Below are 24,659 nucleotides of genomic sequence, written 5' to 3' on the forward strand. Positions count from 1 at the left end.
AACGGAGTTTTTCATGAACCGCCTCAAACAATGGATAGAACGAAACGGCCTGGGCAGTGTGCTGCTGCTGGCGCTGGTTCTGCTGCTGGTTTTTCCCCTGAGCCTGGACCTGTTTCGCCTGAACCTGGTCGGCAAATACCTGAGTTACGCCTTCGTGGCCCTGGGCCTGGTGATGCTCTGGGGTTACGGCGGCGTGTTGAGCCTGGGCCAAGGCGTCTTTTTCGGCCTGGGCGGTTACGGCATGGCCATGTTTCTCAAGCTGGAGGCCAGCGACCCCCTCACCACCAAGATCCAGTCCACCCCGGGCATTCCCGACTTCATGGACTGGAACCAGATCACCGCGCTGCCGCTCTGGTGGACGCCTTTCCAGTCCTTCCCGCTGACCTTGCTGCTGATCCTGGTCGTGCCCACCTTGCTGGCCTTCCTCATCGGCTACGCCATGTTCAAGCGCCGTGTGGGCGGTGTCTACTTCGCCATCATCACCCAGGCCGTGGCGCTGATCCTGACCGTGCTCATCATCGGCCAGCAGGGTTACACCGGCGGCGTCAACGGCATGACCGACCTCAAGACCCTGATGGGCTGGGACACCCGCACCGACAGCGCCAAGTACATCTTGTACTTCCTCACCTGCGGCCTGCTGCTGGCCTCCATCGTGTTGTGCGCCTGGATACAGCGCAGCAAGCTGGGCACGCTGTTGCTGGCCATGCGCGACAAGGAAGACCGCGTGCGTTTCTCGGGCTACGACGTCGCCATGTTCCGCATCTTTGCCTTCTGCCTGGCGGCCATGTTGTCGGCCGTGGGCGGCGCGATGTTCACCTTGCAGGTGGGCTTTATGTCGCCCTCGCTGGTCGGCATCGTGCCGTCCATCGAGATGGTGATTTTTGCGGCCGTCGGCGGGCGCATGTCGCTGGTAGGCGCGGTCTACGGCGCGCTGCTGGTCAACTTCGGCAAGACCTATTTTTCCGAAAGTTTCCCCGACCTCTGGCTGTTTCTGATGGCCGCCATGTTCCTCGGCGTGGTGCTGGCCTTCCCCGACGGACTGGCCGGCGTCTACAACAAACATATCAAGCCCTGGCTATCGAGGCGTTTTGCGGCTCGCGGCAAGCCAGCCGTCTCCGCACCACCCCCTGCGCCGCCCGCCGTTGCCGCCAAACCGCCCACGCTGCCTACAGGCCTGAGTGGCCAGCAAACATAAACCCGGAACAAGACCATGAGCAACACTGATTTTGTCCTTGCGGTGGAAGACCTGACCGTGTCCTTCGATGGTTTCAAGGCCATAGACAGCCTGAACCTGTACGTGGACCAGAACGAGCTGCGCGTGATCATAGGCCCCAACGGCGCCGGCAAAACCACGCTGCTGGACCTGATCTGCGGCAAGACCCGCGCCAGCGCCGGCCGCATCAAGTTCAAAAACACCGAGATGACCCGCTTGCCCGAATACCAGATCGTGCGCGCCGGCATAGGCCGCAAGTTCCAGACGCCTTCGATCTACGAAAACCTCAGCGTGTTCCAGAACCTGGAGGTGTCCTTTCCGCGCGGGCGCGGCGTGTTCGGCGCGCTTTTTTTCAAACGCACGGAGGAGGTCAAAAGCCAGGTGCGGGCGGTGGCCGCCGAGATTGGCCTGGACAGCCAGCTGGACACCGAGGCCGGCCTGCTCTCGCACGGACAAAAGCAGTGGCTGGAGATAGGCATGTTGCTGATGCAGGACCCCGAGCTCTTGATGCTGGACGAGCCGATTGCCGGCATGAGTGTGCGCGAGCGCGAACTCACGGCCGAACTGCTGCAACGCATCTGCAAGGGCCGCGCCATGATTGTCATCGAACACGACATGGACTTTGTCAAACGCATCGCCGACAAGGTGACCGTCATGCACCAGGGAAAAATCCTGGCCGAAGGGTCCATGGAAAAAGTACAGGCCGATCCGCGCGTGATCGACGTCTACCTGGGCCATTAAGGAAAACCATCATGCTCAACGTCAACCAGCTTCATGTCAGCTACGGGCAAAGCGAGGCGTTACACGGCCTCAGTTTCAGCGCGAAGAAAAACGAAACCGTCGCCATCATGGGTCGCAACGGCATGGGCAAGACCACGCTGTTCAAGTCGCTTATAGGCATCCTGCCGCTCAAGTCCGGAAGCATCATCGTGGACGGCCAGGACATCTCCAAGGACGAGAGTTACCAGCGCGTGGCCAAGGGTGTGGCCTATGTGCCGCAAGGCCGCATGATTTTCCCGACCTTGACCGTCGAGGAAAACATCCAGACCGGTCTGGAGAACGTGCGCCACAAACAAATCCCCGCCGAAATTTATGCGCTGTTCCCGGTGCTGTTTGACATGCGCAAGCGCAAGGGTGGCAACCTCTCCGGTGGCCAGCAGCAGCAACTGGCGATTGCCCGCGCGCTGGTGACCAACCCCAAGGTGTTGCTGCTGGACGAACCGACCGAAGGCATACAGCCTTCCATCATCAAGGACATCGCGCGCGCGCTCAACGAGATCCGCAAGATGCGTGAAATCACCATCATCGTGTCCGAACAGGTGCTGAGCTTTGCGATGGACGTGGCCGACCGGCTGTTCGTCATCGAAGGCGGGCAGCTGGTGCACGAAAGCACGCGCGCTGACACCGACACGGCGCGCATCAAGCAGTTTCTTTCCGTCTGAATTCCCCTTTCATCACCACCCCTCCAGGAGCAAAAACATGACCGATACGCTGATCAAGGTTGACCTGAGCAAGTCGCCCACAGAAAACGAAAACATCCACAACCGCTGGCACCCGGACATTCCCATGGCCTGCTGGGTCAACCCGGGCGACGACTTCATTCTGGAAACCTTTGACTGGACCGGCGGCTTCATCAAGAACAACGACAGTGCCGACGATGTGCGCGACATCGACCTGAGCACGGTGCATTACCTGTCCGGCCCGGTCGGCGTCAAAGGGGCCGAGCCCGGCGACCTGCTGGTGGTGGACCTGCTGGACATAGGCGCCAAGCAAGACAGCCTCTGGGGCTTTAACGGCTTCTTCTCGAAGAAAAACGGCGGCGGCTTTTTGACCGACCACTTCCCCGAAGCACAGAAGTCGATCTGGGACTTCAAGGGCATGTTCACCAGCTCGCGCCACATCCCCGGCGTCAACTTCGCCGGCATGATTCACCCCGGCCTGATCGGCTGCCTGCCCGACAAGAAAATGCTGGACCTGTGGAACGAACGCGAGCAAGCGCTGATAGATACCAACCCGAGCGCCGGCCTGGCCAATCCGCCCTCGGCCGGCACCGCCCACATGGGCAAAATGACCGGCGAAGCGCGCGCCAAGGCCGCCGCCGAAGGCGCACGCACCGTGCCGCCGCGTGAACACGGTGGCAACTGCGACATCAAGGATTTGTCGCGCGGCTCCAAGGTGTTTTTCCCGGTCTATGTGGACGGCGCCGGCCTGTCGGTCGGTGACCTGCACTTCAGCCAGGGCGACGGCGAAATCACTTTTTGCGGCGCCATCGAAATGGCCGGCTGGGTGCACATGAAGGTCACCTTGATCAAGGGCGGCATGGCCAAATACGGCATCAAGAACCCGATCTTCAAACCCAGCGTCATCACGCCGGCCTACAACGATTACCTGATCTTTGAAGGCATCTCGGTCGACGAAACCGGCAAACAGTACTACCTGGACGTCAACGTCGCCTACCGCCAAGCCTGCCTGAACGCCATCGAGTACCTGAAAAAATTCGGCTACTCCGGCGCCCAGGCTTATTCCATTCTCGGCACGGCGCCAGTGCAGGGCCACATCAGCGGCGTGGTCGACGTGCCCAATGCCTGCGCGACCTTGTGGCTGCCGACACAGATCTTCGACTTCGACATCAACCCGAATGCGTCCGGGCCGATCAAACACATAGACGGCAAGATAGACATGCCGCTGTCGCACGACCTGACCTAAATCCCAAGGAACGCCATGCCGACCTATGACTACGATTGCGCGCAATGCGGCAGCTTCGACGCGCTGCGTTCGGTGTCCATGCGTAACCAGGCGGCCTGCCCTAGCTGCGGCGGGGCCGCGCCACGCGTCCTGGCCAGCGCCCCGGCCCTGGCGCTGATGGAAGGCGGCACACGCCGCGCCATGGACACCAACGAACGTGCTCGCCATGAGCCCAAAAGTTCGGGCAGCTACGCCCGGCTCAAACACCCGGCCGGCTGCGGCTGTTGTTCTACGGCCAAACGCGGCGCCACCGTGACCGCGCCCAACGGCAACAAGGCGTTCCCGAGCAAACGTCCCTGGATGATCAGCCACTGACAAGGAGCAAGGACAGCGCCGGCGTGGCGGCGCTCAACTTAGCGTTGCAGCCCAGGAGCAATCGCTATTGATTTAATAGCTTCTTGCGCCCGTCCACCAAGGGCTGGAGGCCTATTTTCCTTAAGAAACCGGCCATCAAGCGGTTTGCGCCTGCGAAACCACGGTTTTCTCGACCAGGCGCTCATCACCCAACACAATCAGCGCAAACAGCAACTCGTCCAGGCTGTTGGCCTGCGCCGTCTTGCGCGCCAGCAGCGGCGTGGCTTGCGGGTTGAGCACCACAAAGTCGGCTTCGCAGCCTGGCAGCAGGTTGCCCACCACGCCATCCAAACCCAAGGCACGCGCCGCACCACCCGTGTGTTGCCACCACAACTGCTGCGGCGTGAGTGACAGGCCGGTTTTGGTCTGCCCTTCCCGCCCCACGTAATACGCCGCCAGCATGGTGTGGAAAGGGCTGAAACTGGTGCCGCCGCCCACGTCACTGGCCAGGCCGTACAAAAACCCGGCCTGGTCGGCGCCCGCGTAGTCAAAAAAACCGCTGCCCAGAAACAGATTGCTGGTCGGGCTGATGGCGGCGGCCGTGCCGGTGCCGTTGAGCAAGGCGCGGTCTTCGTTGTCGATATGGATGCAATGCGCGTACACGGCGCGCGGACGCAGCAAGCCAAACTGTTCATACACACTCAGGTAGCTGCGCGCCTGCGGATACAGTTCGCGCACCCAGGCGATTTCGTCCTTGTTCTCGGCCACGTGCGACTGCACCCACACCTGCGGATACTTGGCAGCGAGTTCGCCCGCCCCGCGCAACTGGGCTTGACTGCAGCTGGGCACAAAACGCGGCGTGATCGCATACCCCAGCCGGTCCACACCGTGCCAGCGTTGGATCAGCGCTTCGGTGTCGACCAGGCTTTGTTCGGTCTCGTCGCGCACGCCGTCGGGTGCGTTCTGGTCCATCAAGACCTTGCCGGCGATCAGGCGCAAGCTGCGCCGCTGCGCCTCGCCCAGCAACGCGTTCACCGAGGCCGGGTGCGAGCTCGCAAACGCCAGCGCCGTCGTCACGCCGTGGCGTAACAGTTCCTCAATGAAAAAAGCCGCTGTCTGCGCGCTGTAATCGGGGTCGGAGAAACGTTTTTCATGGGGAAAAGTGTAATTCTCCAGCCAGGGCAACAGGCCTTCTGCGGGGGAACCAATCACGTCCAGTTGGGGGTAATGAATGTGCATGTCCACAAAACCCGGCGCAATGATGCGGCCGGGCAAATGCTCAATCGCCAGACCGGGGTAACGGCCAAACAGCTCGCTGTAGGCGCCCACCGCCTGCACCACTTGCCGGCCCTGGGTATTGGCACCGACAACCAGCAGGCCGTCGGTTTCCAGCACGGCTTGCGCCGTGTCGGAAAAATAAAGAATCGCCGCGCGGTAGGCTTTCATGCCTGCAAGAATACTGCAGCCCAGCGGCCCGGCCTATAAGCCGGGACGAATAAGCCCTATAGGCAAAGCGTACAGCCGTCGCCCATGGACTCGCGCCACACACGTACCGAACTCAGCGCGGGCAGACGCGGCAACAACTGCTGGGCAATAAAACGACACAGGTTCTCCAGCGTGGCCGGGCCCAGGCCGGCCACATCGTCGAGCAAATGGTGGTCCAGTTGCTGCCGCAGCCACTCGATCTCACGACGCACCAGACCCAGATCCACCACCATGCCGGTGAGCGGATCGGGCTGCCCGCCCAGACACACTTCGGCGTTGTAAGTGTGGCCGTGAATCCGCAAGCTGCTGTCAGCCTCGATCTCGCGCCTGAGGGTGTGCGCCGCGTCGAAGAAAAATTTTTGACTGATGGCGTAGTTCATGATTGTCTGTCGTTAGGCGTCTTTTTTGTCTCTTGAAATTCGTTTACCGGGATGCAGGGTTAGGCGCACGGAGCACAGGAACCGGAATGGACACGGAGGTCCATGAGGATTCCGAGCACCGCGCAACAACACCCTGCGCCCGGGAATCGGATTTCATCGGATGCCGGTGATCTTGTGGGTCTGCAGGCTTAATCGCCAAGCCGGCCTATCCAGACACATCTGGATGCAGGCCTCGGTGTTGCGCTGCCGCTCGGGGTTGTCCATGGGCTGCAGGTAGCGATGTGTGAAACGGGCCGCTTCCAGCTCGGCCAGATCCAGCCCGGCCTGAGGCCACACCACCTTCAGTTCCTGGCCTTCGCGCTGCACCCAGGCGGCGCCGGCTTTCGGGCTGATACACAACCAGTCGATGCCGGCCGGCGCGGCCAGGCTGCCATTGCTTTCCACCGCGATGGCAAAACCCAGTGCATGCAAGGCGTCTATCAGCGCGGCATCGAGTTGCAACAACGGCTCGCCGCCTGTCATCACCACAAACCGATGGCCAGCCCCAGCGGGCCAGAGCGCGGCTATCTGCCGGGCCAAGGCCTCGGCGTCCTTGAACTTGCCGCCCAGGGTGCCATTGGTGCCGACAAAATCCGTGTCGCAAAAGCGGCACACCGCCGTGCTGCGGTCCTGCTCGCGGCCCGTCCACAAATTGCAGCCGGCAAAACGACAGAAAACCGCAGGGCGGCCCGCGTTGGCGCCTTCACCCTGCAGCGTGTAAAAAATCTCTTTGACCTGGTAACTCATGGGGACTCCGGCTACTTGTTCAATTTGCCTTGAACGCCCTGCACCAGGAAGTTCATGCCCAGGATTTGTTCGTCGCTCAAGGTCTTGCCGGCGGCCAATACCTCATGGCCTTCGTTGTCCAGCAGCGCCGTGCGCGCCCTGAAGGGATGGAGCTTGCCCGCAGCGATATCGCGCTGGCGGGCCAGCACTTCGTCCACCACTTTTTTCGGCACTTTGGGGCCAAAGCTGTCGACGCGAATCATGCCTTCCTTGACACCACCCCACAGCGCGCTGCTCTTCCAGGTGCCGCTCAGCACAGCTTGCGCGCGGCGTGTGTAGTAAGCGCCCCACTGGTGAGTCACGGCCAGCACCTGAGCGTCGGGCGCGACCTTGCGCATGTCCGAGTGGTAGGCAATCGCCAGCTTGCCGCGCTCTTGCGCCGCACTCATCACGGCGGTCGATGCGGTGTGAAAAGCCATCACCTCCACACCCTGGTTGAACAAGGTCATGGCCGCTTCACGTTCGCGCGGTGGATCAAACCAGGCACCCAGCCAAACCACCTTGACCTCGGCCTGGGGGTTGACCGAGCGCATGCCCAAGGTGAAGGCATTGATGCCCTGGATCACCTCTGGAATCGGGAAACCCGCCACATAACCGGCGCTGCTGGCGAGCCGTCCCGCGGCGATGCCGGCGAGGTAACGGCCTTCGTAATAACGCGCATTGGCCACCGCCACATTGGGCGCGGTTTTGTAGCCGGTGATGGACTCGAACTTCACATCCGGAAAGTCCCTGGCCACCTTGAGCGTGGGCTCCATGTAGCCAAAACTCGAGGTGAAGATCAGTTGGTTGCCCTGCTGGGCCAGGTCGCGAATCACCCGTTCGGCATCGGCGCCTTCGGCGACATTTTCGACATACGTGGTTTTGACTTTGTCGCCCAGTGCCGCCTCGACCGCCTTGCGGCCGTCGTCGTGCTGGCGCACCCAACCAGCGTCGGTGACCGGCGCGACATACACAAAGCCGATCTTGAGCGGCGCCTTGGTAGCGACCGGTGCTTGGGAAAAAACGGGAGAAATAAAACAGGCGGCCGCGAACGCGGCAACGAGGTTTTTATACATGGTAGTCCTCTACATGGCCCCGGTACAAAAAACCACCCGCGCGCCGGGACGGCATGCGGGTGAACCCTGATTTTAGCGGTTCGCTCCCAAACCCTGGTCCTGTCAGCCTGAAAGTCCCGTCAAGCCGCGCGGGGCATTCATGCGCACCTCACCTGGAAGCAGGTCCCTCTTCATGATCGGTGGCAACCAGGGACCGTTCACGACAGACACATGTTGCAATATGTAACAAATACGGCAGGCACTTTGAAGTAAGTGCTCCTTTGTTGAACAAGCAAGCACCTCATCACAACTGAATTTAATCAGTCACCAGGGCAAAAGGGGTAGTGTTGCAAGTCGTAACAGCACGAACGGACGGCGTGATCCGGGACATGAGGGGGAGATAATTCCCCGAAACAGTGCCCTCATCCAAGAAAGCCAGCGACGATGCAAAACCAGGACGTTTACACGCTTACCGCCCGGGGTCAGCAGGAGTTGCGCGGCAGTGCCACCACCTTGCAGCCGGCTGAGATCGAACTGCTGGTGCGAATAGACGGTGCACTGACGCTCTCGCAAATCCGGGCCGGCATGCCGGCGGTGCCCCCCGAAGACTTCACACTGACATTCAGCCGTTTGCTGGACCTGCGTTTGCTGGCGCTGGCAGAGATCGATCCTTTTGCCGAACAGTTCAAGATTCAGTTGAACAGCCTGTCGCTGCCCCAGGCCGAAGCCGAGGCCGACTCGGGCGCTGCTTCGCTCAAAAAAGCCGGCTATTACGTGAACATCGCACGCCAGCGCGACCCGCTGCGCAGGCTGGCCCCGGGCGAAATGCTGTCGGCGATTGTGGTGGAAGACGAACCCATGCTCGCCAAATTTATCCAGAGTTACCTGTCCTTCGAGGGCTTTCAGGTGCGGCTGGCGGGCAACCGGGCCGAGGTGGTGGCCGAGTTTCGCAAGTCCCCCGTGCCCGACCTGATTTTGCTGGACGTGATGTTGCCGGACGCCGACGGCTTTGACATCCTGCTCAGGCTGCGCCAACACCCGGCGCTGAAAAAAGTGCCAGTCATCATGCTGACCGGAAAAGCCACCCGCGAATCCGTGATCAAAGGTCTGGCCAGCGGCGCCGATGGCTACGTCACCAAACCCTTCGAGGCCGACGCGCTGATGCAGGCGGTCAGAACCGTGGTCGGTTTGCCGCCATCCGCGTCAGGCGGCAAGGACCCGTGGATCAACAAGGACTCCAGGCTCTGAGGTCGGCCTCAGCCGGTACGAAACGTTTGGCCCCGGCGCCCTGCCAGAGCCGTGCAGCGCCTGGCGGCCAATAACCTGACCACTTTCGGTGGCCCGCCAGCCCACTGAAGTGGCGCCACAGAACCCACCACACGTCCGACAAAACTCAGGCCCAGCAGTGTGAGCACGGACACACGGGCCAGGGAGAGGTCAGCGTCCCCAGGGCAAACCAGCGTCAACTCCTGAGGCTCCTCGTCATCCGGCAAGGCCAGCTTCAAGGTCCAGTTGAGGCTGGCGATGTCTTCCCGTGGACAGGCCTTGGGCCGAACAGCCGCGCTTCTCAGCAGCTTGAGCACATGCTCCCCGGGGTTTAACTCCACATCCCCCAGGCGCAACCAGTGTTCGGCGGCCTGGCTCAGCAGCATGGCTTCTTCGTTTGTGAGAAATCGGGTGTCCATCAAAACGCCCTCCGCCTGCTGGCCAGCCATGCCGGCTGGTGATGGCCTGCTTCGACGTCTGTGCCCCGCGGGGCCATCGCGCTCGTGGCCAGCTGAAAATCATGGGGCACGACCAGCAGGTCGGCGGCGGACCAGCGCAGCACACGCTGCGCCACACTCCCGAAGAAAAAATCCATCAGCGTCGAGCGCCGCTGTTTTCCCACCACCAGCAGGTCCGCGCCCGTGTGTTGCTGCTGGGTCAGCAACTGACGCGCCGGGTCGCCGTGACCGATGGTGGACAACACGCGATTTCTCCGGGTATCGAAAGAATCCGTCAGCGACAGAATCCGCCCCTGGGCATAAGAAATACATGCCTGCCGATACGCCTTGACGGCCTGAGTCGATGCCTCGGCGCTGCGCAACTTGGCTTCGTCACGTGCGCTCACCGCGTGAAATAGCTCAACTTCTGCCTTGCCATCAAGCAGGCAGGCCAACTCAACCAGGCGCCGGGATGCCGGCGTGAAGTCCACCGCCACCAGCGTCCGACCATAAGGTTTGTTCGACTCGTTTTTTGTGACAAGAACCGGGCAATGACACAGGCGCATCAACTGCAGGGCCGGCTGGCCACTCAGAAAAGACATCCAGGAGCGCTGGTACGCGTGACCCAGCACCAGCAAATCCGCGCGGCGTGCGTCTATCGCCAAACGTTCGGCGCTGTGATGGGTGGCGTCCACCGTGCCCACGGCCAAACCAAACTGCGCTGCCAGTTGCCTGGCCTGGTACACCAGGCGCTGGGCCGCATCGGCGCAATCCGGCTTGTCGCCCAGCGCGGTATACATGATGGTGAGGGCTGCGCGGTGTTCGGCCGCGAGCCAGGCCGCGCGTTCCAGCGCGTGATTGCCGGACGCCGAAAAATCGGTCAAGGCAAGAATCGATTGAATTGTCATTGTTTTACTTTCCATCGCAAGACAGGAGGCAAGCACCCGGTCGGCCAGCGACAAGGAGCCAAGAGATCAACGCAGAGAGCGCGGCGGCTAGGGGTGCTGGCCGCCAGCCGCAACAGGCGGCGCGACGATGGCCACAATCTCGGCCACACCTTCTTCTCCGCTGGGGGTAGGCCAGCGCGCGAACGATCCCGCCTTTTGGCCCAGCAGGCTGCAGCCCACAGGCGACAACGCTGAGATGAAACCGGCGCTGGGCTCCGCGTCCTCGGGGTAACACACGGTCAGCGTTTGCCGGCGCCCGGTGTGGGCATCCACGATGTCCACCTGCGAATACATGGTGATAACATCGGCAGGCATGGCGCTCGCAGGTAGCACGTCGGCCGTTGTCAAAAGTTCGGTCAGCGCAGGCGACCAAAGGCAGCGTGGCAACAGCTGGCTCAGGCGAACGTGCTCAGATTCGGCGAGCGTGCGCTCGCCAGGGATGGTTGCAGGCATGAAGCACTCCAGTCGAAGGCGACCTGTCCCGGTAAACGGGGGTCGCTAACGCGCGGGCTTGGGGCCCGGCGGTCGAAAGTAGCGCAAAAAAGAAAGAGCTAACCGCCGGGCTTAAGAATGGCCGGGCGTCAACTGACAACCCGTCTTCGTCACGGCAGGACAGCACCCCGGTCCCCCGACTGCCACGCAGGGCAGGCACGCCAAGGCGGCATGGTGGTAGGGGGTGAAGGCCAGGGAGTACATGCCGGCGAGTTTAGGGTCGCAAAAAATAAAGTCAACCAATGACCTCACACGCCGTGCCGATATGCGCCCGGCCTTAGCTGAAAGTTTCAAAGACCTGGTTGAGCTGGTCGACATAACGGCGCTTGCGGGTCTCGTCGATAAAGCTGGCATCAAAACTATTGCGCGCCAGTGTGTAAGCGTGTTCTGCATCCATGCCCGTCGCCGCAAAGGTCTGCGTGAAGTTGTCATTGATGTAGCCACCGAAATAAGCCGGATCGTCAGAGTTGACGGTGGCGACCAGCCCGGCCTCCAGCAACTGGCGCAGGTTGTGCTGTGCCAGATCGGGAAACACACAAAGCTTGAGGTTGGACAGCGGACACACCGTCAGGGCGATACGGTCCTGCGCCAGGCGCCGCATCAGTGCCGGGTCTTTCATGGCCTGCACGCCGTGGTCGATACGCTGAACCTTGAGCAAGTCCAGCGCGGTCCAGATGTATTCGGGCGGGCCTTCTTCTCCGGCATGGGCCACCAGATGAAAACCCAGGGAGCGGCAGCGCGCAAACACGCGGGCAAACTTTTCGGGCGGGTTGCCGACTTCACCGGAATCCAGTCCGATGCCAATGAACTTGTCGCGGTAAGGCAGGGCCTGCTCCAGCGTCTCGAAAGCTTCTTCTTCAGAGAGGTGGCGCAGAAAACACAGGATCAACGTCGCACTGATGCCCAGCTCGGCCTCGGCATCCACGCAGGCGCGATGCAGGCCGTTGATGACGGTCTCCATGCCGATACCACGTGCGGTATGGGTTTGCGGGTCGAAAAACAGCTCGGCATGCAAGACGTTGTCGTGTGCTGCCTTGCGCAGATAAGCCTGCGCCATGTCGTAAAAATCCTGTTCCTTCAGCAAGACGCTGGCGCCGGCGTAATAAATGTCCAGAAAACTCTGCAGGTTGGTGAAGGCGTAGGCGCTGCGCAACTCTTCCACGCTGCGGTAAGGCATGGCCACACCGTTGCGCTGCGCCAGCGCAAAAATCAGCTCGGGCTCAAGTCGAGCCCTCGATGTGAATGTGCAGCTCGGCCTTGGGCATCAGGCGCAGCAGCTCGGGCAATCGGTCGGGGGAAACGGGTTTCACAGGACTCATCTTGGCTCCAAAAAACAAAAAGGCTGCCCGAAGGCAGCCTGGGCACAACAAACAGCCAGTCGGCAGCCATCAGACTGCCGGCCGTGCCGCGCTCGCATCAGTTGCCCGGAACTTTGCCTTCCACGCCCTGAACATACGACTTCAGGCCACCGAGAAACTTGTCGTCGGCGACCGCGTCCTTGGCCACCAGCTCTTTGCCGGTGTTGTCCATGATCGGACCTTTCCAGATCACGAAGGAACCGTCTTTCAGGCCGGCCTTGACTTCGTCGATGCGTTTTTTGGTTTCGTCCGGCACGTCGGCGGCAATCGACACCAGGTCAATCGCGCCTTCTTTCACGCCCCACCAGGCCTGGCCGGTGGTCCAGGTGCCTTCCAGCGCATCCTTGGTGGCCTTGATGTAATACGGGCCCCAGTTGATCACCGCGGAACCCAGGTGGGCCTTGGGACCGTAAGAGGTCATGTCCGAATCCCAGCCGAAGGCGCGCTTGTTCATTTTTTCAGCGGTCTGCAGCACGGCCGACGAATCGGTGTTCTGGAACAACACGTCGGCGCCACCGTTGATCAGCGCGGTGGCGGCTTCGGTTTCTTTGGGTGGGTTGAACCAGTCGTTGACCCAGACCACTTTGGTCTTGATTTTGGGGTTGATCGACTGCGCGCCCAGCGTGAAGCTGTTGATGTTGCGGATCACTTCAGGGATTGGCACCGAGCCGACCACACCCAGGGTGCCGGTCTTGCTCATCTTGCCGGCGATCACACCCGCCATGTACGCGCCTTCGTAGGTACGGCTGTCATAAGTGCGCATGTTCTCGGCGGTTTTGTAGCCGGTGGCATGTTCGAACTTCACGCCCTTGAAGTCGGCCGCGACTTTGAGCATGGGCTCCATGTAGCCGAAGGTGGTGCCGAAAATCAGCTTGTTGCCCTGGTTGGCCATGTCGCGGATCACACGTTCCGCGTCCGCCGACTCTGGCACTTTTTCAACAAAACTGGTGACGATCTTGTCGCCGAATTCTTTTTCCAGGGCCTTGCGGCCATTGTCGTGCGCAAACGTCCAGCCGCCGTCGCCGACCGGGCCAATGTAGGCAAACGCAATTTTCAAAGGCTCGACCTTGGCCGGTGCAGCCGCTGCAGGCGCTGGTGCGGGCGCCGGAGCGGCCTCTTCCTTTTTGCCGCAACCCATCAGCGCGGCGGAAGCCACTGCGGACAGCGCAGCCAGCTTGAGCAATGAACGTTTTTGTTGATCTGTCATGTCATCTCCTGTAACGACGGTTAAGTATCGGGCGAAAAGCCCCGATTATGAGCCGGGGTAGAAAGGTTTGCCAATCGAGGTTGGCATGTTCAGCCTGATCCAGCGCGGGTTGCGCGAGATCAACACCAGCACCACGATGGTGGACAGATAGGGCAGCATGGTCAGGAACTGGGGCGGCACATCGACCCCCAGGCCTTGCAGGTGAAACTGCAACATGGTCACGCCGCCGAACAGGTAAGCGCCAAGTAGCACCCGCGCCGGACGCCAGGTCGCAAACGTGGTCAGCGCCAGCGCAATCCAGCCCTTGCCGGCAATCATGCCCTCGACCCACAAGGGCGTGTAGACCACCGACACATAAGCACCGGCCAGGCCACACAAGGCGCCGCCGGCCACCACGGCGAGCAGGCGGATGCGCCGCACCGGGTAACCCAGCGCATGGGCCGACTCCGGGCTTTCGCCGACCGAGCGCAGCACCAGCCCGGCACGCGTGCGGTACAAAAACCAGATCAGGCCCACGGTCAGGCCCATGGCGATGTAAACCATGGGGTGCTGACGAAACAGGGCCGGCCCCACAAAGGGCAAGTCGCTGAGCCAGGGGATCACATGCGGCGTCTGCTCCGGCAGTTTTTCCTGCACGTATTTGATGCCGGCAAAAGCCGAAAAGCCCGCGCCGAACAAACTCAAGGCCAGGCCGGTCGCGTACTGGTTGGTGTTGAGCCAGATCACCAGCACACCAAATAGCGCGGCCAGCAAGGCGCCGGCGGCCATGCCGGCGGCAAACCCCAGCCAGCTGTTGCCGGTGTGCACCACGGTGACAAAGCCGGCGAGCGCAGCGCAAAGCATCATGCCTTCGGCACCCAAGTTGACGATGCCGGCTTTTTCGTTGATCAGCAGGCCCAAGGCGGCAATCGCCAGCACGGTGCCCGCGCTCAGGGTGGCGGCCAGCAGCAATGCGGTGGACTCCATCAGCGCACCCCTCTTTTCTTGTAGGTCAGGCGATAGGCCACCAAGGTGTCGCAGGCCAGCAGGCTGAACAGCAGCAGGCCCTGGAACACGCCGGTCAACGACTTGGGCAGGCCCAGACGCGACTGCGCCAGTTCGCCACCGATATAAAACATGCTCATCAACACCGCCGAAAACACCATGCCCACCGGGTGCAATCGCCCGACAAAAGCCACGATGATGGCGGCAAAACCATAACCCGCCGGCACATACGGCGTGAGCTGGCCAATCGGCCCGGCCACTTCCAGCGCGCCAGCCAGGCCGGCCGCCGCACCCGAGGTCAGCAGCGCCACCCACAAGGCCTTGCGCGAGGAAAAGCCCGCATAACGCGCGGCGCTGGGCGCCAGGCCGCCAACCTGCTGGGCAAAGCCGGCATAGGTGCGAAACAGGAAAACCCACAGCGCCGCCGCACCCGCCAGGCCCAGCAACAAGCCAATGCTGACGCGTGAGCCGGACATCAGGCGCGGAATCTGCGTCACCGCCTCAAAGGTTTTGGTCTGCGGAAAGTTGTAGCCGCCGGGGTCTTTCCAGGGGCCGAAGACCAGGTAGTTCAGCACCATGTCGGCCACGTAGACCAGCATCAGGCTGACCAGGATTTCATTGGCGTTGAAACGGTCACGCAACAAGGCCGTGATGCCGGCCCACAGCATGCCGCCCAACATGCCGGCCACAATGATGGCCGGCACAATCCAGGGGCCGGTGGTTTTATCGGCCAGCAAGGCCACACCGCCCGCGGCCACAGCGCCTATGACAAACTGCCCCTCGGCGCCAATGTTCCAGACGTTGGAGCGAAAACACACGGCCAGGCCCAGCGCAATGATCAAGAGCGGGGTGGCCTTGACCATCAGTTCGCCCAGCGCATACGGCGACTTGATGGGCTCCCAGAAAAAAATCTGCAGGCCGCGCACCGGGTCTTTGCCCAGGGCCGCAAACAACAACACACCGATCAGCACCGTGATCAGTAGCGCCAGCACCGGCGAGGCAAACGTCCACAGGCGCGAGGGCTGGGGCCGGGCTTCAAGCTTGAACATGGGACACCCCGCTTTCCAGGGGTGCCGCGTCATGCCAGAGCCCACTCATCCATTGCCCGACCAGCCCGACGGTGGCGCTGGCGCGCGGCATCGCCGGCGAGATCTGGCCCTTGGCCATCACATACAGGCGGTCGCAGAGGTCGAACAATTCTTCCAGTTCTTCGCTGACCACCAGCACGGCGCAGCCGCTGTCGCGTAATTTCAGGATTTCGCCGCGTATCTGGGCCGCCGCGCCCACGTCCACGCCCCAGGTCGGTTGCGAAACGATGAGCAAGGCCGGATTGGCCGCGATTTCGCGGCCCACAATAAATTTTTGCAAATTGCCGCCCGACAAGGATTGCGCCGCCGCGCCGTCGCCGGAGGCCTTGACATGGAAACGGCGGATGATGGCATTGGCCTGCGCCCGCAAGGCACGCAGTTGCAGCCAGCCGCCGCGGCCCACCGCGTCTTTGCGCGTGAGCAGCAGGTTGTGCGCCAGGCTCAGCGCCGGCACCGCGCCACGCCCCAGCCGCTCTTCCGGCACAAAATGCAGGCCCAACGCACGCCGTTGCGCCGGATTGAGCCGGCCCACGCCCTGCCCCTTGACCTGCACGGCACCCGGCGCGGCGCGGGTATCTTCACCCGAGAGCGTATACAGCAGCTCTTTCTGCCCATTACCGGAGACACCGGCAATACCCACCACCTCGCCGGCACGCACCGTCAGCGCAATGTGCTGCAAATCGACGCCAAACTGGTCTTCGCGGCTCAGGCTCAGGTCGCACACTTCCAGCACGGTCGCCCCCGGCGCCTGCTCGCGGTGCTCCAGCGCCGGCGGTTCGGCGCCAATCATCAGGCGGCTCAGCGAGGCATTGGACTCCTGGCGCGGATCACACACACCGGTGACCTTGCCGCCGCGCAACACCGTGCAGGCACTGCACAAGGCGCGGATTTCATGCAGCTTGTGGCTGATGTACAAAATGCTGCAGCCCCGCTCGGCCAGCTGGCGCAGGGTGACGAAAAGATTCTCCACCGCCTGCGGTGTCAGCACCGAGGTCGGCTCATCCAGAATCAACAAACGCGGGTTGGTCAACAAGGCCCGCACAATTTCCACGCGCTGGCGTTCGCCCACACTCAAGGTGTGCACCGGCCGGGTCGGCTCCAGCTGCAGGCCGTATTCCTGCGTGGTGGCGCTGATACGCCGCGAAACCTCGGCCAGGCTCAGGTGTTTGTCCAGGCCCAGCCAGACGTTTTCGGCCACGGTCAGGGTGTCGAACAGGCTGAAATGCTGGAACACCATGCTGATGCCCAGGGCCCGCGCCTCCTGCGGGTTGCGCACCACCACGGTCTGGCCGTCAATCGCCACGCTGCCGGCATCGGGCTTGACCGCGCCGTAGATGATTTTCATCAGGGTGGATTTGCCGGCGCCGTTTTCGCCCAGCACGGCGTGAATCTCGCCGGGCAACACGGTCAGGGCGACCTCGCTGTTGGCCACCACCGCGGGATAAGCCTTGGTGATGCCGGTCAACTGCAGACGCGGCGCGGCGCCGGCGATAGCCTGGGCTTGTGAAAGAGGGGAAACAGTCATTGTCTCGTCGATTTTATTGATTTTTATAAGCTTTTCAGGCCTCTAGCCCTGAGTGATCGGGCGCAAACAGCTATTATTTTTGTAGCGAGGCGGCCACCGCCTTGACCCGCTCGCGCAGCCACTTGGCCGAGGCCGAGGCGTGAGTGCGCTCGTGCCAGAGCTGGTAATACATCATTTGCGGGAATTCGACAGGGCATGGCAGGATTTTCACCGGTAACACGCCGACATACCGTTCGCAGTACTGCCGCCCCGTGGTCAGCACCAGCAGGCTGTCCGCCACCATGGCCGGAATCAGGCCGAAATGCGGGCAACGCGCCGTGATGTTGCGCTGCAGGCCCAGCCCGTCCAGCTGTTCATCAATCACCCCCTTGGCGCCCGGATGGGTGGGTGTGGGCGCGATGTGTTCGGCGGCCAGCCAAGTGGCGCGGTCCCAGCCGCGGCGAACCGCCGGGTGGTCCTCGGCCACCAGGCAGACCACCTCGTCGCCGAACAGGCGTGCCATGTGCAGGTCATCGGGCGGCGCCGGCCAGTTGCCCACCACCAGGTCGATCTCGCCCTGAGCCAGGCGTGTCCGGTAGTCCGACTCGCCCGACAGCGCATGGATATTGATGTGGCACAGCGGCGCCTGGTTTTTGATCTGCGCAACCAGGCGCGGCAAAAACAGCGGGTCCAGGTAGTCGCTGGCGGCCAGGCTGAAGCTGTGGGTGGCCGTGGCCGGCTCGAAACCACGCGCATCGCTGAACAACACGGCGGCGGCCCGCAAAATGCTGGCCGACGGCTCGATCATGCGCAGGCCGGCGTCCGTGGGCACCATGCCGGCGCCGGAACGCACCAGCAGCGGGTCACCCGCCAGCTCGCGCAGGCGCTTGAGCGCCGCGCTGACGGCGGGCTGGTACATGCCCAGGCGGATGGCGGCGCGCGAAACGCTGCGTTCGGTCAGCACGGTGTTCAAGACCCTGATGAGATGGAGGTCTATCTTGTCGAATAAGGCCGGGTCGCTCATACCTTTTTATACATTTCCCTGATATGCCTATCGGTATACCGACGCGCGCCAAATAGTCGTACGCTCGAACAAATGGATATTCAATCACCTCTCAAAACCATTCAGTTTGTCAGGAATGGCGAAGTGATCTCGCTTGCCAATGTACCACCCAGCCGCACGCTGCTGGAGGTGTTGCGCGAAGACCTGGCCTGCACCGGCACCAAGGAGGGCTGCGGCGAAGGCGACTGCGGCGCCTGCACCGTGGTGGTCGGAGAAGCCGAGGGCGATCACCTGTCTTACCGGGCCATCAACAGCTGTATCAAACTGGCCCATTCCATGGACGGGCAGGCGCTGTGGACGGTCGAAGACCTGGCAACCCCGGACGGCCGCCTGCATCCGGCCCAACAAGCGCTGGTCGATTGTCATGGCAGCCAATGCGGCTTTTGCACGCCCGGGTTTGTTATGAGCCTGTTTGGCATGTACCAGAACCATGTCTGCCAGGGCCGCACCATCACACGTGAACTGGCGCAGGAAGAACTCTCGGGCAATCTCTGCCGCTGTACCGGCTACCGGCCCATTCTGGACGCCGCGCAGCAGATGGCCACCCTGCCCCCCGTGGGTATTGATGAAGCCGACTTGCTATCAAAACTGAAGCTGATTGCGCCCGCCCCCCAAGGGCTGGAGGCCAATTCGACTTATCAATCCCCGCGTACGCTGGCGGCCTTGCTGCAAGCCCGTGCCGAACAGCCCGAGGCCCAGCTTGTCGCCGGCTGCACCGACGTGGGCCTGTGGGTGACCAAGATGCACATGCAGTTTGGCAATGTGCTGGATGTGAGCAAGGTGCAGGAGCTGCGCCGGATTGAAGACTACGAACACCACATCGCCATAGGCGCGGCCGTGCCGCTGGCCGACGCTTTTGCCGCGCTGGTGCAAGACCGGCCGCAGCTGCGTACGTTTGCCGCCCGTTTTGCCGGCCTGCCGGTGCGCAACGCCGGCACCCTGGGCGGCAACGTGGCCAACGGCTCGCCGATTGGTGACACCATGCCGCTGCTGATTGCGCTGGGCGCCAACATCGTGCTGATGAGCCAGCGCGGCCACCGCGAGATGCCGCTGGAAGCGCTGTACACCGGCTACCGTAAAAACCTCATGGCCAAGGACGAGGTGCTGGCCTGGATCAAGGTGCCGCGGCCGACCCCGGGAGAAAAACTCAAGGTCTACAAGATTTCCAAACGTTATGACGACGACATCTCGGCCGTCTGCCTGGCGGTGAACCTGCACATCAGCGAAGGCCAAGTCACCCGCGCCTCGATAGGTGCAGGCGGTGTCGCCGCCACGCCGGTGCGCGCCCGCCAGACCGAAGCCGCCCTCAGCGGCCAGCCCTGGACTCTGCGGACCGTGCAACAAGCCATCAGCACCCTGCGCGCCGAGTTTTCACCGATCTCCGACATGCGCGCCTCCAGCAGTTACCGCAGCGAGGTGCTGGGTAATCTGCTGCAACGTTTCTGGCTGGAAAGCCAGGGCCTGCAACAAATCAACCTGGAATCTTTTGTGCTGGAAGAGGAAGTATCGTGAACGCCCGCGAAAAACCCCGTGAGGAAGGCCCGATCAGCCGCGCCGACAACCCGTCCCCCGCGTTGACGCCGGTCCCCGCGCTCCAGCCACCCGCCACACCTCAGCGCAGCGGCGCCGCCGGTCGTTCGCACCCGCACGAAAGCGCACGCGCCCAGGTCGCGGGTAGCGCCACCTATGTCGACGACATTCCCGAAATCCGCGGCACCTTGTACGCCGCGCCGATTTTGTCGACGGTCGCACACGGCAAGCTGCTGGGCGTGGATGCCCGCGCCGCGCTGGCTATGCCCGGCGTGCGCGATGTGATCCTGGCGCGCGACATTCCGGGTGATCCCCTGCTCGCCACGTTTGTGCACGACGAGCCGGTGTTTGCCACCGACACGGTGCAACATATCGGCCAGGTGGTTGGCCTGGTGATCGCTGAATCTGTGATGCAGGCGCGCCGCGCTGCGCGCAAAGTCAAACTCCAGATCGAAGAATTGCCGGCCATCCTGAACGTACGCGACGCGCTGAAGGCCGAGAGTTATGTCTTGCCGCCGGTGTTTGTGAAACGCGGCGACGCGGCGCAGGCGCTGAAAACCGCCCCCCACACCCTCAGCGGTCAGCTCGAAGTCGGCGGCCAGGAACATTTTTACCTCGAAGGCCAGGTGGCCTATGTGGTGCCGCAAGAGCAGCAGCAATGGCTGATTTATTCCAGCACCCAGCACCCGGGCGAGGTCCAGCACTGGGTGGCGCATGCGCTGGGCATCAGCAACCATGCGGTGCGTGTCGAGTGCAGGCGCATGGGCGGCGGTTTTGGCGGCAAGGAAACACAAGCCGGCCACCTGGCGGTGTGGGCAGCGCTGGCCGCTCACAAACTGAAATGCCCGGTCAAGCTGCGGCTGGACCGCGACGACGACTTCATGGTCACCGGCAAACGTCACCCCTTTGCCTACGACTACACCGTGGGTTTTGACAACACCGGGCGGCTGGCGGGTTTGAAACTGATGATGGCCGCCAACTGCGGCTTCAGCGCCGACCTGAGTGGTCCGGTCGCCGACCGCGCGATTTTCCACACCGACAACGCCTATTTTCTGGAAGACGTGGAGATTGCGTCTTACCGCTGCAAAACCAACACCCAAAGCAACACGGCTTTTCGCGGCTTTGGTGGCCCACAAGGTGTGGTGCTGATTGAAACCATACTCGGCGACATCGCGCGGCAACTCAAGCTGGACCCGCTGGATGTGCGCAAGCGCAACCTGTACGGCGTGGACGAGAGAAATATCACGCATTACCAGATGAAGGTCGAGGACAACATCCTCCAACCTTTGCTATCAAAACTGGAGCTGACGGCGCACTACCAACGCCGGCGGGAGGCCATTTCGGCATGGAACACCAAGAGCCCGGTGATCAAACGCGGCATCGCCATCACGCCGGTGAAGTTCGGCATTTCCTTCACCGCCACCTTGTTCAACCAGGCCGGCGCGCTGGTACATGTCTACACAGACGGCAGCGTGCAGGTCAACCACGGCGGCACCGAAATGGGCCAGGGCCTGAACACCAAGGTGGCCCAAATCGTCGCCGATGAATTGGGTGTGGCGTTTGAAGACGTGTTGGCCACGGCCAGCGACACCAGCAAAATTCCGAATGCCTCGGCCACCGCCGCCTCGGCCGGCACCGACCTCAACGCGCGGGCCGCGCAATATGCGGCGCGCAACGTGCGTGACAACCTGGCGCAGTTTGTGGCCGGCCTGGACGCTTGCGGCGCCGGTGCCGTGACTTTTTCCGGCGGCTTGATTCACTCGCCGAAAAACAGCCGCCCTTTCCCCGAGGTGGTGCGCCTGGCTTATGCCAACCGCATCCAGTTGTGGAGCGACGGTTTTTACCGCACGCCGAAAATCCACTACGACAAAACCACCCTCACCGGCCGGCCGTTTTATTATTTTGCCTATGGCGCTGCCTGCAGCGAAGTCGCCATCGACACCCTGACCGGTGAAAGCCGCGTCTTGAAAGTCGACATCCTGCACGACGTCGGCACCAGCATCAACCCGGCCATAGATATCGGCCAGATCGAAGGCGGTTTTGTGCAGGGCATGGGCTGGCTCACGACCGAACAACTGGTGTGGAATGACAAGGGCCTGCTGACCACACACGCGCCCAGCACCTACAAGATTCCGGCCACCGGCGACATCCCCGCGCACTTCAAGATTGATCTCTGGCCGGAGGCTAACCGCGAAGACAACGTCTTCGGCAGCAAAGCCGTCGGCGAGCCGCCTTTCATGCTGGCCATCAGTGTGCTGGAGGCCTTGAAAGAGGCGGTCGCCGCGGCACGCGAAGGTGTGGTGCGGCTGGATGCCCCGGCGACGGCGGAACATGTGCTGGCGGCGCTGAAGCACCCCGAACCCCGCCGCTAGCCCTTTCAGGAACTCACGGCCTCCAGCGCGGGGGCGCTACGGCCAGCCAGTACACTGCGCGCAAACAGCGGTGAGGCGGAACTGGCCGACGCCAGCTCGGCTGCCACCGCCAGCAACTCGGGGCCCAGTTCCAGCATGCGTTGCTCGGTCAGGCGCACCAGCGGCCCGGCCACGGTGATGACACCGATCGCCGGCTCGCCCTTGCGTTGTACAGGCGCGGCCATGGCCGTCATGCCGGGTGCATACATTTCGTTGATCAGGCTGAAACCACGTTTGCGGTCCTCGTGCAGGATACGGGTGAGCGCCTTGATGGTGGTCGGCGCCTTGGGGCCATAAAGTTTGGGATCACCAAAACCCTGCATGGACACAATCTCCAGGGCCCGCTCGTCGCTCAAGGTCATCAGCCAGGCATGGCCGCCGGCGCTGCAGGACAGCCGGACGTCGATGCCCATGTCCGGGTCGTAACGCAGGCCGGAGCGCGCACCTTGCGCCTTGGCCACAAAGGTCAGGCGTTCACCATCCACGATGGCCAGCCGCACCAGTTCCCCCGAGCTTGCCGCCATGCGGTCGATCAGCGGTTGCGCCAGGTCGACGATGCCCGAACTGCTCAGAAAACTCAGGCCCAGCGCCGCCAGCTTGGTGGTGAGCGCGTAGTCGCCGTGCTCACGTAACTGGCGCACATAACCGCAGCGCACCAGCTCCACCAGCAGGCGGTGACAAGCGCTGCGCGGCATGTCCAGGTCTTGCGCAATGCCGGCCAGGGCCATGCCCTCCGGGTAGGCGGTCAGGTATTCAAGGATGGCGAAGGAACGTTCCAGCGTGCTGCTCATGCTTTCATTCTCCGATAGTCTTTCATCATCTATTTCAGGAACAGTATTCCGAACTGGAATCAAATTCCAATTCCTGCTACATTGTATTCCGCAAGACCCTAGCACCCTTTTTTCGAGGAGACAAAACCATGCAAAAAGCTTCCCTTCGCCGCGCCCTGGCGTGTACCTTTCTTTCCCTCGTCGCCACGGCCGTTTCGGCGCAGGACATCCAGGAGCGGACCCTCAAGTTCGGCCACCTGAACAACGCCGACCACCCGGTCAGTTTTGGCGTGAAACGTTTTGCCGAACTGCTGGCCGGCAAAAGCGGCGGCAAGCTCAAGGTGCAGGAATTCCCCGCCTCGCAACTGGGCAACGAGTTGCAGCAGCAGTCGGCGCTGCAGGGCGGCGTGCAGGAGATGTCGGCACCGGCCACCACCTCGCTGGCCGGCATCGTCAAGGAATTCGGCCTGGTGGACTTTCCCTTCGCCGTCAGCAGTTTTGCCCAGGCCGACGCCTTGCTCGACGGCCCGCTCGGACAGGCACTGATCGCCAAGCTGCCGGAAAAAGGCCTGGTCGCACTCGGCTACTGGGACCTGGGCTTTCGCAACGTCACCAACAGCAAACGCCCCATCACCAAACCCGAAGACCTGGACGGCCTGAAAATCCGCGTGATTCCCAACCCGGTGTTTCTCGACACCTTCAAAGCCTTCAAGGCCAACCCGGTGCCCATGCCTTTCGCCGAGCTGTACGGCGCGCTGGAAGCCAAGGCGGTGGACGGCCAGGAAAACCCCTTTGCCGTGATCTTGTCGAACAAGTTTTTCGAGGTCAACAAGTTTGTCAGCGCCACCAACCATGTGTACGCAGCCAACATCGTGCTGGTCAGCAAGAAGTTCTGGGACAAACTCTCGGCCACCGAGAAAAAAATCATGAACGAAGCCGCCAATGAAGCCCGCGGCTACCAGCGCCAGGTCAGCCGCGCCGCCGCGCAAAAGGCCGTCGGTGAACTGCAGGCCAAAGGCATGCAATACAACGAACTCAGCGCCGAGCAGCAGGAACGTATGCGCCAGATCGCCAGGCCTGTGACCGACAAGTTTTCCGCCAGTTACGAGCCGGCCATCGTCAAGCTGTACAACGATGAGCTGGCCCGGGTCCGCAAATAAAAACGAGCTTGGCAACCCTATGAAAATCCTTGTCCTGCATGGGCCGAACCTGAACCTGTTCGGCCGGCGCGAACCCCATATCTACGGCACCACCACGCTGGCGCAGATCAACGACCAGCTCACGGCGCTTGCGGCCGATCTGGACGTGACGCTGGAGATTCTTCAGTCCAACCACGAAGGCGCGCTGATCGATTTTCTGCACCAGCACATTGATGACGCGCAGGGTGCGTTGGTGAATCCGGCCGGTCTCACGCAGCACGGCGTGCCGTTGCACGATGCGATCAAGGCCATGCCTTTCCCCGTGCTGGAAGTGCACATGTCCAATATCGCGGCGCGCGAGACGTGGCGCAGCCACTCCATCATCTCGCCAGCCGTCAAGGGAACCATCCAGGGCCTGGGGCCGCAGTCCTACCTGCTGGCCTTGCGCGGCATCGCCGCGCTGGCCCGGCAGGCCACGACGAACTAG

General features: G+C 62.2%; 23 protein-coding genes and 1 pseudogene. 10 read left to right on the plus strand and 14 right to left on the minus strand.

Annotated elements, in window-relative coordinates; translation table 11 throughout:
* The first annotated feature begins 13 nt into the window (after positions 1-13).
* The 5 genes from urtC to ACHMXK_RS17260 are packed head-to-tail and all read left to right on the plus strand — an operon-like array spanning position 14 to position 4,273.
* Complete coding sequence (urtC, locus tag ACHMXK_RS17240; protein ID WP_397441752.1) at positions 14-1,195, plus strand: urea ABC transporter permease subunit UrtC; 1,182 nt, start codon at positions 14-16, stop codon at positions 1,193-1,195.
* Between the two features lie 15 nt (positions 1,196-1,210).
* On the plus strand, positions 1,211-1,954 hold the full coding sequence (gene urtD, locus ACHMXK_RS17245; protein ID WP_397441753.1) for an urea ABC transporter ATP-binding protein UrtD: 744 nt from the start codon (positions 1,211-1,213) through the stop codon (positions 1,952-1,954).
* Positions 1,955-1,965: 11 nt separating this feature from the next.
* Positions 1,966-2,655 (plus strand): urea ABC transporter ATP-binding subunit UrtE, encoded by a 690-nt coding sequence (gene urtE / locus ACHMXK_RS17250; protein ID WP_397441754.1) that lies wholly within the window; start codon positions 1,966-1,968, stop codon positions 2,653-2,655.
* Positions 2,656-2,692: 37 nt separating this feature from the next.
* Positions 2,693-3,919 (plus strand): formamidase, encoded by a 1,227-nt coding sequence (gene fmdA, locus ACHMXK_RS17255; protein WP_397441755.1) that lies wholly within the window; start codon positions 2,693-2,695, stop codon positions 3,917-3,919.
* Positions 3,920-3,934: 15 nt separating this feature from the next.
* Positions 3,935-4,273, plus strand: coding sequence for a zinc ribbon domain-containing protein (locus ACHMXK_RS17260; protein WP_397441756.1), 339 nt, complete (start codon positions 3,935-3,937; stop codon positions 4,271-4,273).
* 135 nt (positions 4,274-4,408) lie between these two features.
* Here ACHMXK_RS17260 and guaD read toward each other — a convergent pair whose 3' ends face one another.
* The 4 genes from guaD to ACHMXK_RS17280 form a co-directional block, all read right to left on the minus strand.
* Positions 4,409-5,698, minus strand: coding sequence for a guanine deaminase (gene guaD / locus ACHMXK_RS17265; protein ID WP_397441757.1), 1,290 nt, complete (start codon positions 5,696-5,698; stop codon positions 4,409-4,411).
* Positions 5,699-5,754: 56 nt separating this feature from the next.
* Positions 5,755-6,117 carry a 6-pyruvoyl trahydropterin synthase family protein gene (locus tag ACHMXK_RS17270; protein WP_397441758.1) on the minus strand — a complete coding sequence of 121 codons (363 nt, stop codon included), beginning with the start codon at positions 6,115-6,117 and terminating at the stop codon, positions 5,755-5,757.
* A 153-nt stretch (positions 6,118-6,270) separates the two neighbouring features.
* Positions 6,271-6,903, minus strand: a complete 633-nt coding sequence (gene queE, locus ACHMXK_RS17275; RefSeq protein WP_397441759.1) for a 7-carboxy-7-deazaguanine synthase — start codon at positions 6,901-6,903, stop codon at positions 6,271-6,273.
* An 11-nt stretch (positions 6,904-6,914) separates the two neighbouring features.
* The gene (locus tag ACHMXK_RS17280; protein WP_397441760.1) at positions 6,915-7,997 is read right to left on the minus strand and encodes a BMP family ABC transporter substrate-binding protein; all 1,083 of its coding nucleotides are present in this window, start codon (positions 7,995-7,997) and stop codon (positions 6,915-6,917) included.
* Between the two features lie 423 nt (positions 7,998-8,420).
* Here ACHMXK_RS17280 and ACHMXK_RS17285 point away from each other — a divergent pair, with 423 nt between their 5' ends.
* On the plus strand, positions 8,421-9,224 hold the full coding sequence (locus tag ACHMXK_RS17285; protein WP_397441761.1) for a response regulator transcription factor: 804 nt from the start codon (positions 8,421-8,423) through the stop codon (positions 9,222-9,224).
* A gap of 8 nt (positions 9,225-9,232) precedes the next feature.
* On the opposite strand, the gene ACHMXK_RS17290 is transcribed toward ACHMXK_RS17285, so the two are convergent.
* From ACHMXK_RS17290 to ACHMXK_RS17330, 9 genes and pseudogenes are all read right to left on the minus strand, one after another.
* Entirely contained in the window at positions 9,233-9,661 is a 429-nt protein-coding gene (locus ACHMXK_RS17290) for a hypothetical protein (protein ID WP_397441762.1), read from the minus strand.
* Positions 9,661-10,587, minus strand: a complete 927-nt coding sequence (locus ACHMXK_RS17295) for a universal stress protein (RefSeq protein ID WP_397441763.1) — start codon at positions 10,585-10,587, stop codon at positions 9,661-9,663. Before ACHMXK_RS17295 ends, ACHMXK_RS17290 begins: the two co-directional genes overlap by 1 nt.
* An 87-nt stretch (positions 10,588-10,674) precedes the next feature.
* Complete coding sequence (locus tag ACHMXK_RS17300; protein ID WP_397441764.1) at positions 10,675-10,941, minus strand: GreA/GreB family elongation factor; 267 nt, start codon at positions 10,939-10,941, stop codon at positions 10,675-10,677.
* A gap of 454 nt (positions 10,942-11,395) precedes the next feature.
* Positions 11,396-12,437 (minus strand): annotated as a pseudogene (locus ACHMXK_RS17305) (adenosine deaminase).
* Positions 12,438-12,534: 97 nt separating this feature from the next.
* Positions 12,535-13,683 carry a BMP family ABC transporter substrate-binding protein gene (locus ACHMXK_RS17310; protein WP_397441765.1) on the minus strand — a complete coding sequence of 383 codons (1,149 nt, stop codon included), beginning with the start codon at positions 13,681-13,683 and terminating at the stop codon, positions 12,535-12,537.
* 45 nt (positions 13,684-13,728) lie between these two features.
* On the minus strand, positions 13,729-14,649 hold the full coding sequence (locus ACHMXK_RS17315) for an ABC transporter permease (RefSeq protein ID WP_397441766.1): 921 nt from the start codon (positions 14,647-14,649) through the stop codon (positions 13,729-13,731).
* A complete protein-coding gene (locus tag ACHMXK_RS17320) occupies positions 14,649-15,716 on the minus strand; it encodes an ABC transporter permease (protein ID WP_397441767.1) in 1,068 nt (355 codons plus the stop codon). The genes ACHMXK_RS17315 and ACHMXK_RS17320 overlap by 1 nt, the downstream gene beginning before the upstream one ends.
* Positions 15,703-17,280 carry an ABC transporter ATP-binding protein gene (locus ACHMXK_RS17325; protein ID WP_397441768.1) on the minus strand — a complete coding sequence of 526 codons (1,578 nt, stop codon included), beginning with the start codon at positions 17,278-17,280 and terminating at the stop codon, positions 15,703-15,705. Before ACHMXK_RS17325 ends, ACHMXK_RS17320 begins: the two co-directional genes overlap by 14 nt.
* A 73-nt stretch (positions 17,281-17,353) precedes the next feature.
* Positions 17,354-18,283, minus strand: coding sequence for a LysR family transcriptional regulator (locus ACHMXK_RS17330; RefSeq protein WP_397441769.1), 930 nt, complete (start codon positions 18,281-18,283; stop codon positions 17,354-17,356).
* Positions 18,284-18,355: 72 nt separating this feature from the next.
* On the opposite strand from ACHMXK_RS17330, the gene xdhA reads away from it, so the two are divergent.
* A complete protein-coding gene (gene xdhA / locus ACHMXK_RS17335; RefSeq protein ID WP_397441770.1) occupies positions 18,356-19,834 on the plus strand; it encodes a xanthine dehydrogenase small subunit in 1,479 nt (492 codons plus the stop codon).
* On the plus strand, positions 19,831-22,224 hold the full coding sequence (xdhB, locus tag ACHMXK_RS17340) for a xanthine dehydrogenase molybdopterin binding subunit (protein ID WP_397441771.1): 2,394 nt from the start codon (positions 19,831-19,833) through the stop codon (positions 22,222-22,224). Before xdhA ends, xdhB begins: the two co-directional genes overlap by 4 nt.
* Before the next feature lie 5 nt (positions 22,225-22,229).
* Here xdhB and ACHMXK_RS17345 read toward each other — a convergent pair whose 3' ends face one another.
* Positions 22,230-23,054 carry an IclR family transcriptional regulator gene (locus tag ACHMXK_RS17345; RefSeq protein ID WP_397441772.1) on the minus strand — a complete coding sequence of 275 codons (825 nt, stop codon included), beginning with the start codon at positions 23,052-23,054 and terminating at the stop codon, positions 22,230-22,232.
* Positions 23,055-23,182: 128 nt separating this feature from the next.
* Here ACHMXK_RS17345 and ACHMXK_RS17350 point away from each other — a divergent pair, with 128 nt between their 5' ends.
* Together ACHMXK_RS17350 and ACHMXK_RS17355 are read left to right on the plus strand one after the other, a co-directional pair.
* Positions 23,183-24,193 carry a TRAP transporter substrate-binding protein gene (locus tag ACHMXK_RS17350; RefSeq protein WP_397441773.1) on the plus strand — a complete coding sequence of 337 codons (1,011 nt, stop codon included), beginning with the start codon at positions 23,183-23,185 and terminating at the stop codon, positions 24,191-24,193.
* A 19-nt stretch (positions 24,194-24,212) separates the two neighbouring features.
* The gene (locus ACHMXK_RS17355) at positions 24,213-24,659 is read left to right on the plus strand and encodes a type II 3-dehydroquinate dehydratase (protein ID WP_397441774.1); all 447 of its coding nucleotides are present in this window, start codon (positions 24,213-24,215) and stop codon (positions 24,657-24,659) included.

It is taken from the genome of Polaromonas sp. UC242_47 (assembly GCF_044452385.1).
Classification (GTDB): Bacteria; Pseudomonadota; Gammaproteobacteria; order Burkholderiales; family Burkholderiaceae_C; genus Polaromonas.

What these genes read in the sequence shown, in the direction of transcription:
- urtC (WP_397441752.1), top strand. Translation starts at nt 14, where the DNA reads ATGAACCGCCTCAAACAATGGATAGAACGAAACGGCCTGGGCAGTGTG.
- urtD (WP_397441753.1), top strand. Translation starts at nt 1,211, where the DNA reads ATGAGCAACACTGATTTTGTCCTTGCGGTGGAAGACCTGACCGTGTCC.
- urtE (WP_397441754.1), top strand. Translation starts at nt 1,966, where the DNA reads ATGCTCAACGTCAACCAGCTTCATGTCAGCTACGGGCAAAGCGAGGCG.
- fmdA (WP_397441755.1), top strand. Translation starts at nt 2,693, where the DNA reads ATGACCGATACGCTGATCAAGGTTGACCTGAGCAAGTCGCCCACAGAA.
- ACHMXK_RS17260 (WP_397441756.1), top strand. Translation starts at nt 3,935, where the DNA reads ATGCCGACCTATGACTACGATTGCGCGCAATGCGGCAGCTTCGACGCG.
- guaD (WP_397441757.1), bottom strand. Translation starts at nt 5,698, where the DNA reads ATGAAAGCCTACCGCGCGGCGATTCTTTATTTTTCCGACACGGCGCAA.
- ACHMXK_RS17270 (WP_397441758.1), bottom strand. Translation starts at nt 6,117, where the DNA reads ATGAACTACGCCATCAGTCAAAAATTTTTCTTCGACGCGGCGCACACC.
- queE (WP_397441759.1), bottom strand. Translation starts at nt 6,903, where the DNA reads ATGAGTTACCAGGTCAAAGAGATTTTTTACACGCTGCAGGGTGAAGGC.
- ACHMXK_RS17280 (WP_397441760.1), bottom strand. Translation starts at nt 7,997, where the DNA reads ATGTATAAAAACCTCGTTGCCGCGTTCGCGGCCGCCTGTTTTATTTCT.
- ACHMXK_RS17285 (WP_397441761.1), top strand. Translation starts at nt 8,421, where the DNA reads ATGCAAAACCAGGACGTTTACACGCTTACCGCCCGGGGTCAGCAGGAG.
- ACHMXK_RS17290 (WP_397441762.1), bottom strand. Translation starts at nt 9,661, where the DNA reads ATGGACACCCGATTTCTCACAAACGAAGAAGCCATGCTGCTGAGCCAG.
- ACHMXK_RS17295 (WP_397441763.1), bottom strand. Translation starts at nt 10,587, where the DNA reads ATGACAATTCAATCGATTCTTGCCTTGACCGATTTTTCGGCGTCCGGC.
- ACHMXK_RS17300 (WP_397441764.1), bottom strand. Translation starts at nt 10,941, where the DNA reads ATGCCTGCCGATGTTATCACCATGTATTCGCAGGTGGACATCGTGGAT.
- ACHMXK_RS17310 (WP_397441765.1), bottom strand. Translation starts at nt 13,683, where the DNA reads ATGACAGATCAACAAAAACGTTCATTGCTCAAGCTGGCTGCGCTGTCC.
- ACHMXK_RS17315 (WP_397441766.1), bottom strand. Translation starts at nt 14,649, where the DNA reads ATGGAGTCCACCGCATTGCTGCTGGCCGCCACCCTGAGCGCGGGCACC.
- ACHMXK_RS17320 (WP_397441767.1), bottom strand. Translation starts at nt 15,716, where the DNA reads ATGTTCAAGCTTGAAGCCCGGCCCCAGCCCTCGCGCCTGTGGACGTTT.
- ACHMXK_RS17325 (WP_397441768.1), bottom strand. Translation starts at nt 17,280, where the DNA reads ATGACTGTTTCCCCTCTTTCACAAGCCCAGGCTATCGCCGGCGCCGCG.
- ACHMXK_RS17330 (WP_397441769.1), bottom strand. Translation starts at nt 18,283, where the DNA reads ATGAGCGACCCGGCCTTATTCGACAAGATAGACCTCCATCTCATCAGG.
- xdhA (WP_397441770.1), top strand. Translation starts at nt 18,356, where the DNA reads ATGGATATTCAATCACCTCTCAAAACCATTCAGTTTGTCAGGAATGGC.
- ACHMXK_RS17345 (WP_397441772.1), bottom strand. Translation starts at nt 23,054, where the DNA reads ATGAGCAGCACGCTGGAACGTTCCTTCGCCATCCTTGAATACCTGACC.
- ACHMXK_RS17350 (WP_397441773.1), top strand. Translation starts at nt 23,183, where the DNA reads ATGCAAAAAGCTTCCCTTCGCCGCGCCCTGGCGTGTACCTTTCTTTCC.
- ACHMXK_RS17355 (WP_397441774.1), top strand. Translation starts at nt 24,213, where the DNA reads ATGAAAATCCTTGTCCTGCATGGGCCGAACCTGAACCTGTTCGGCCGG.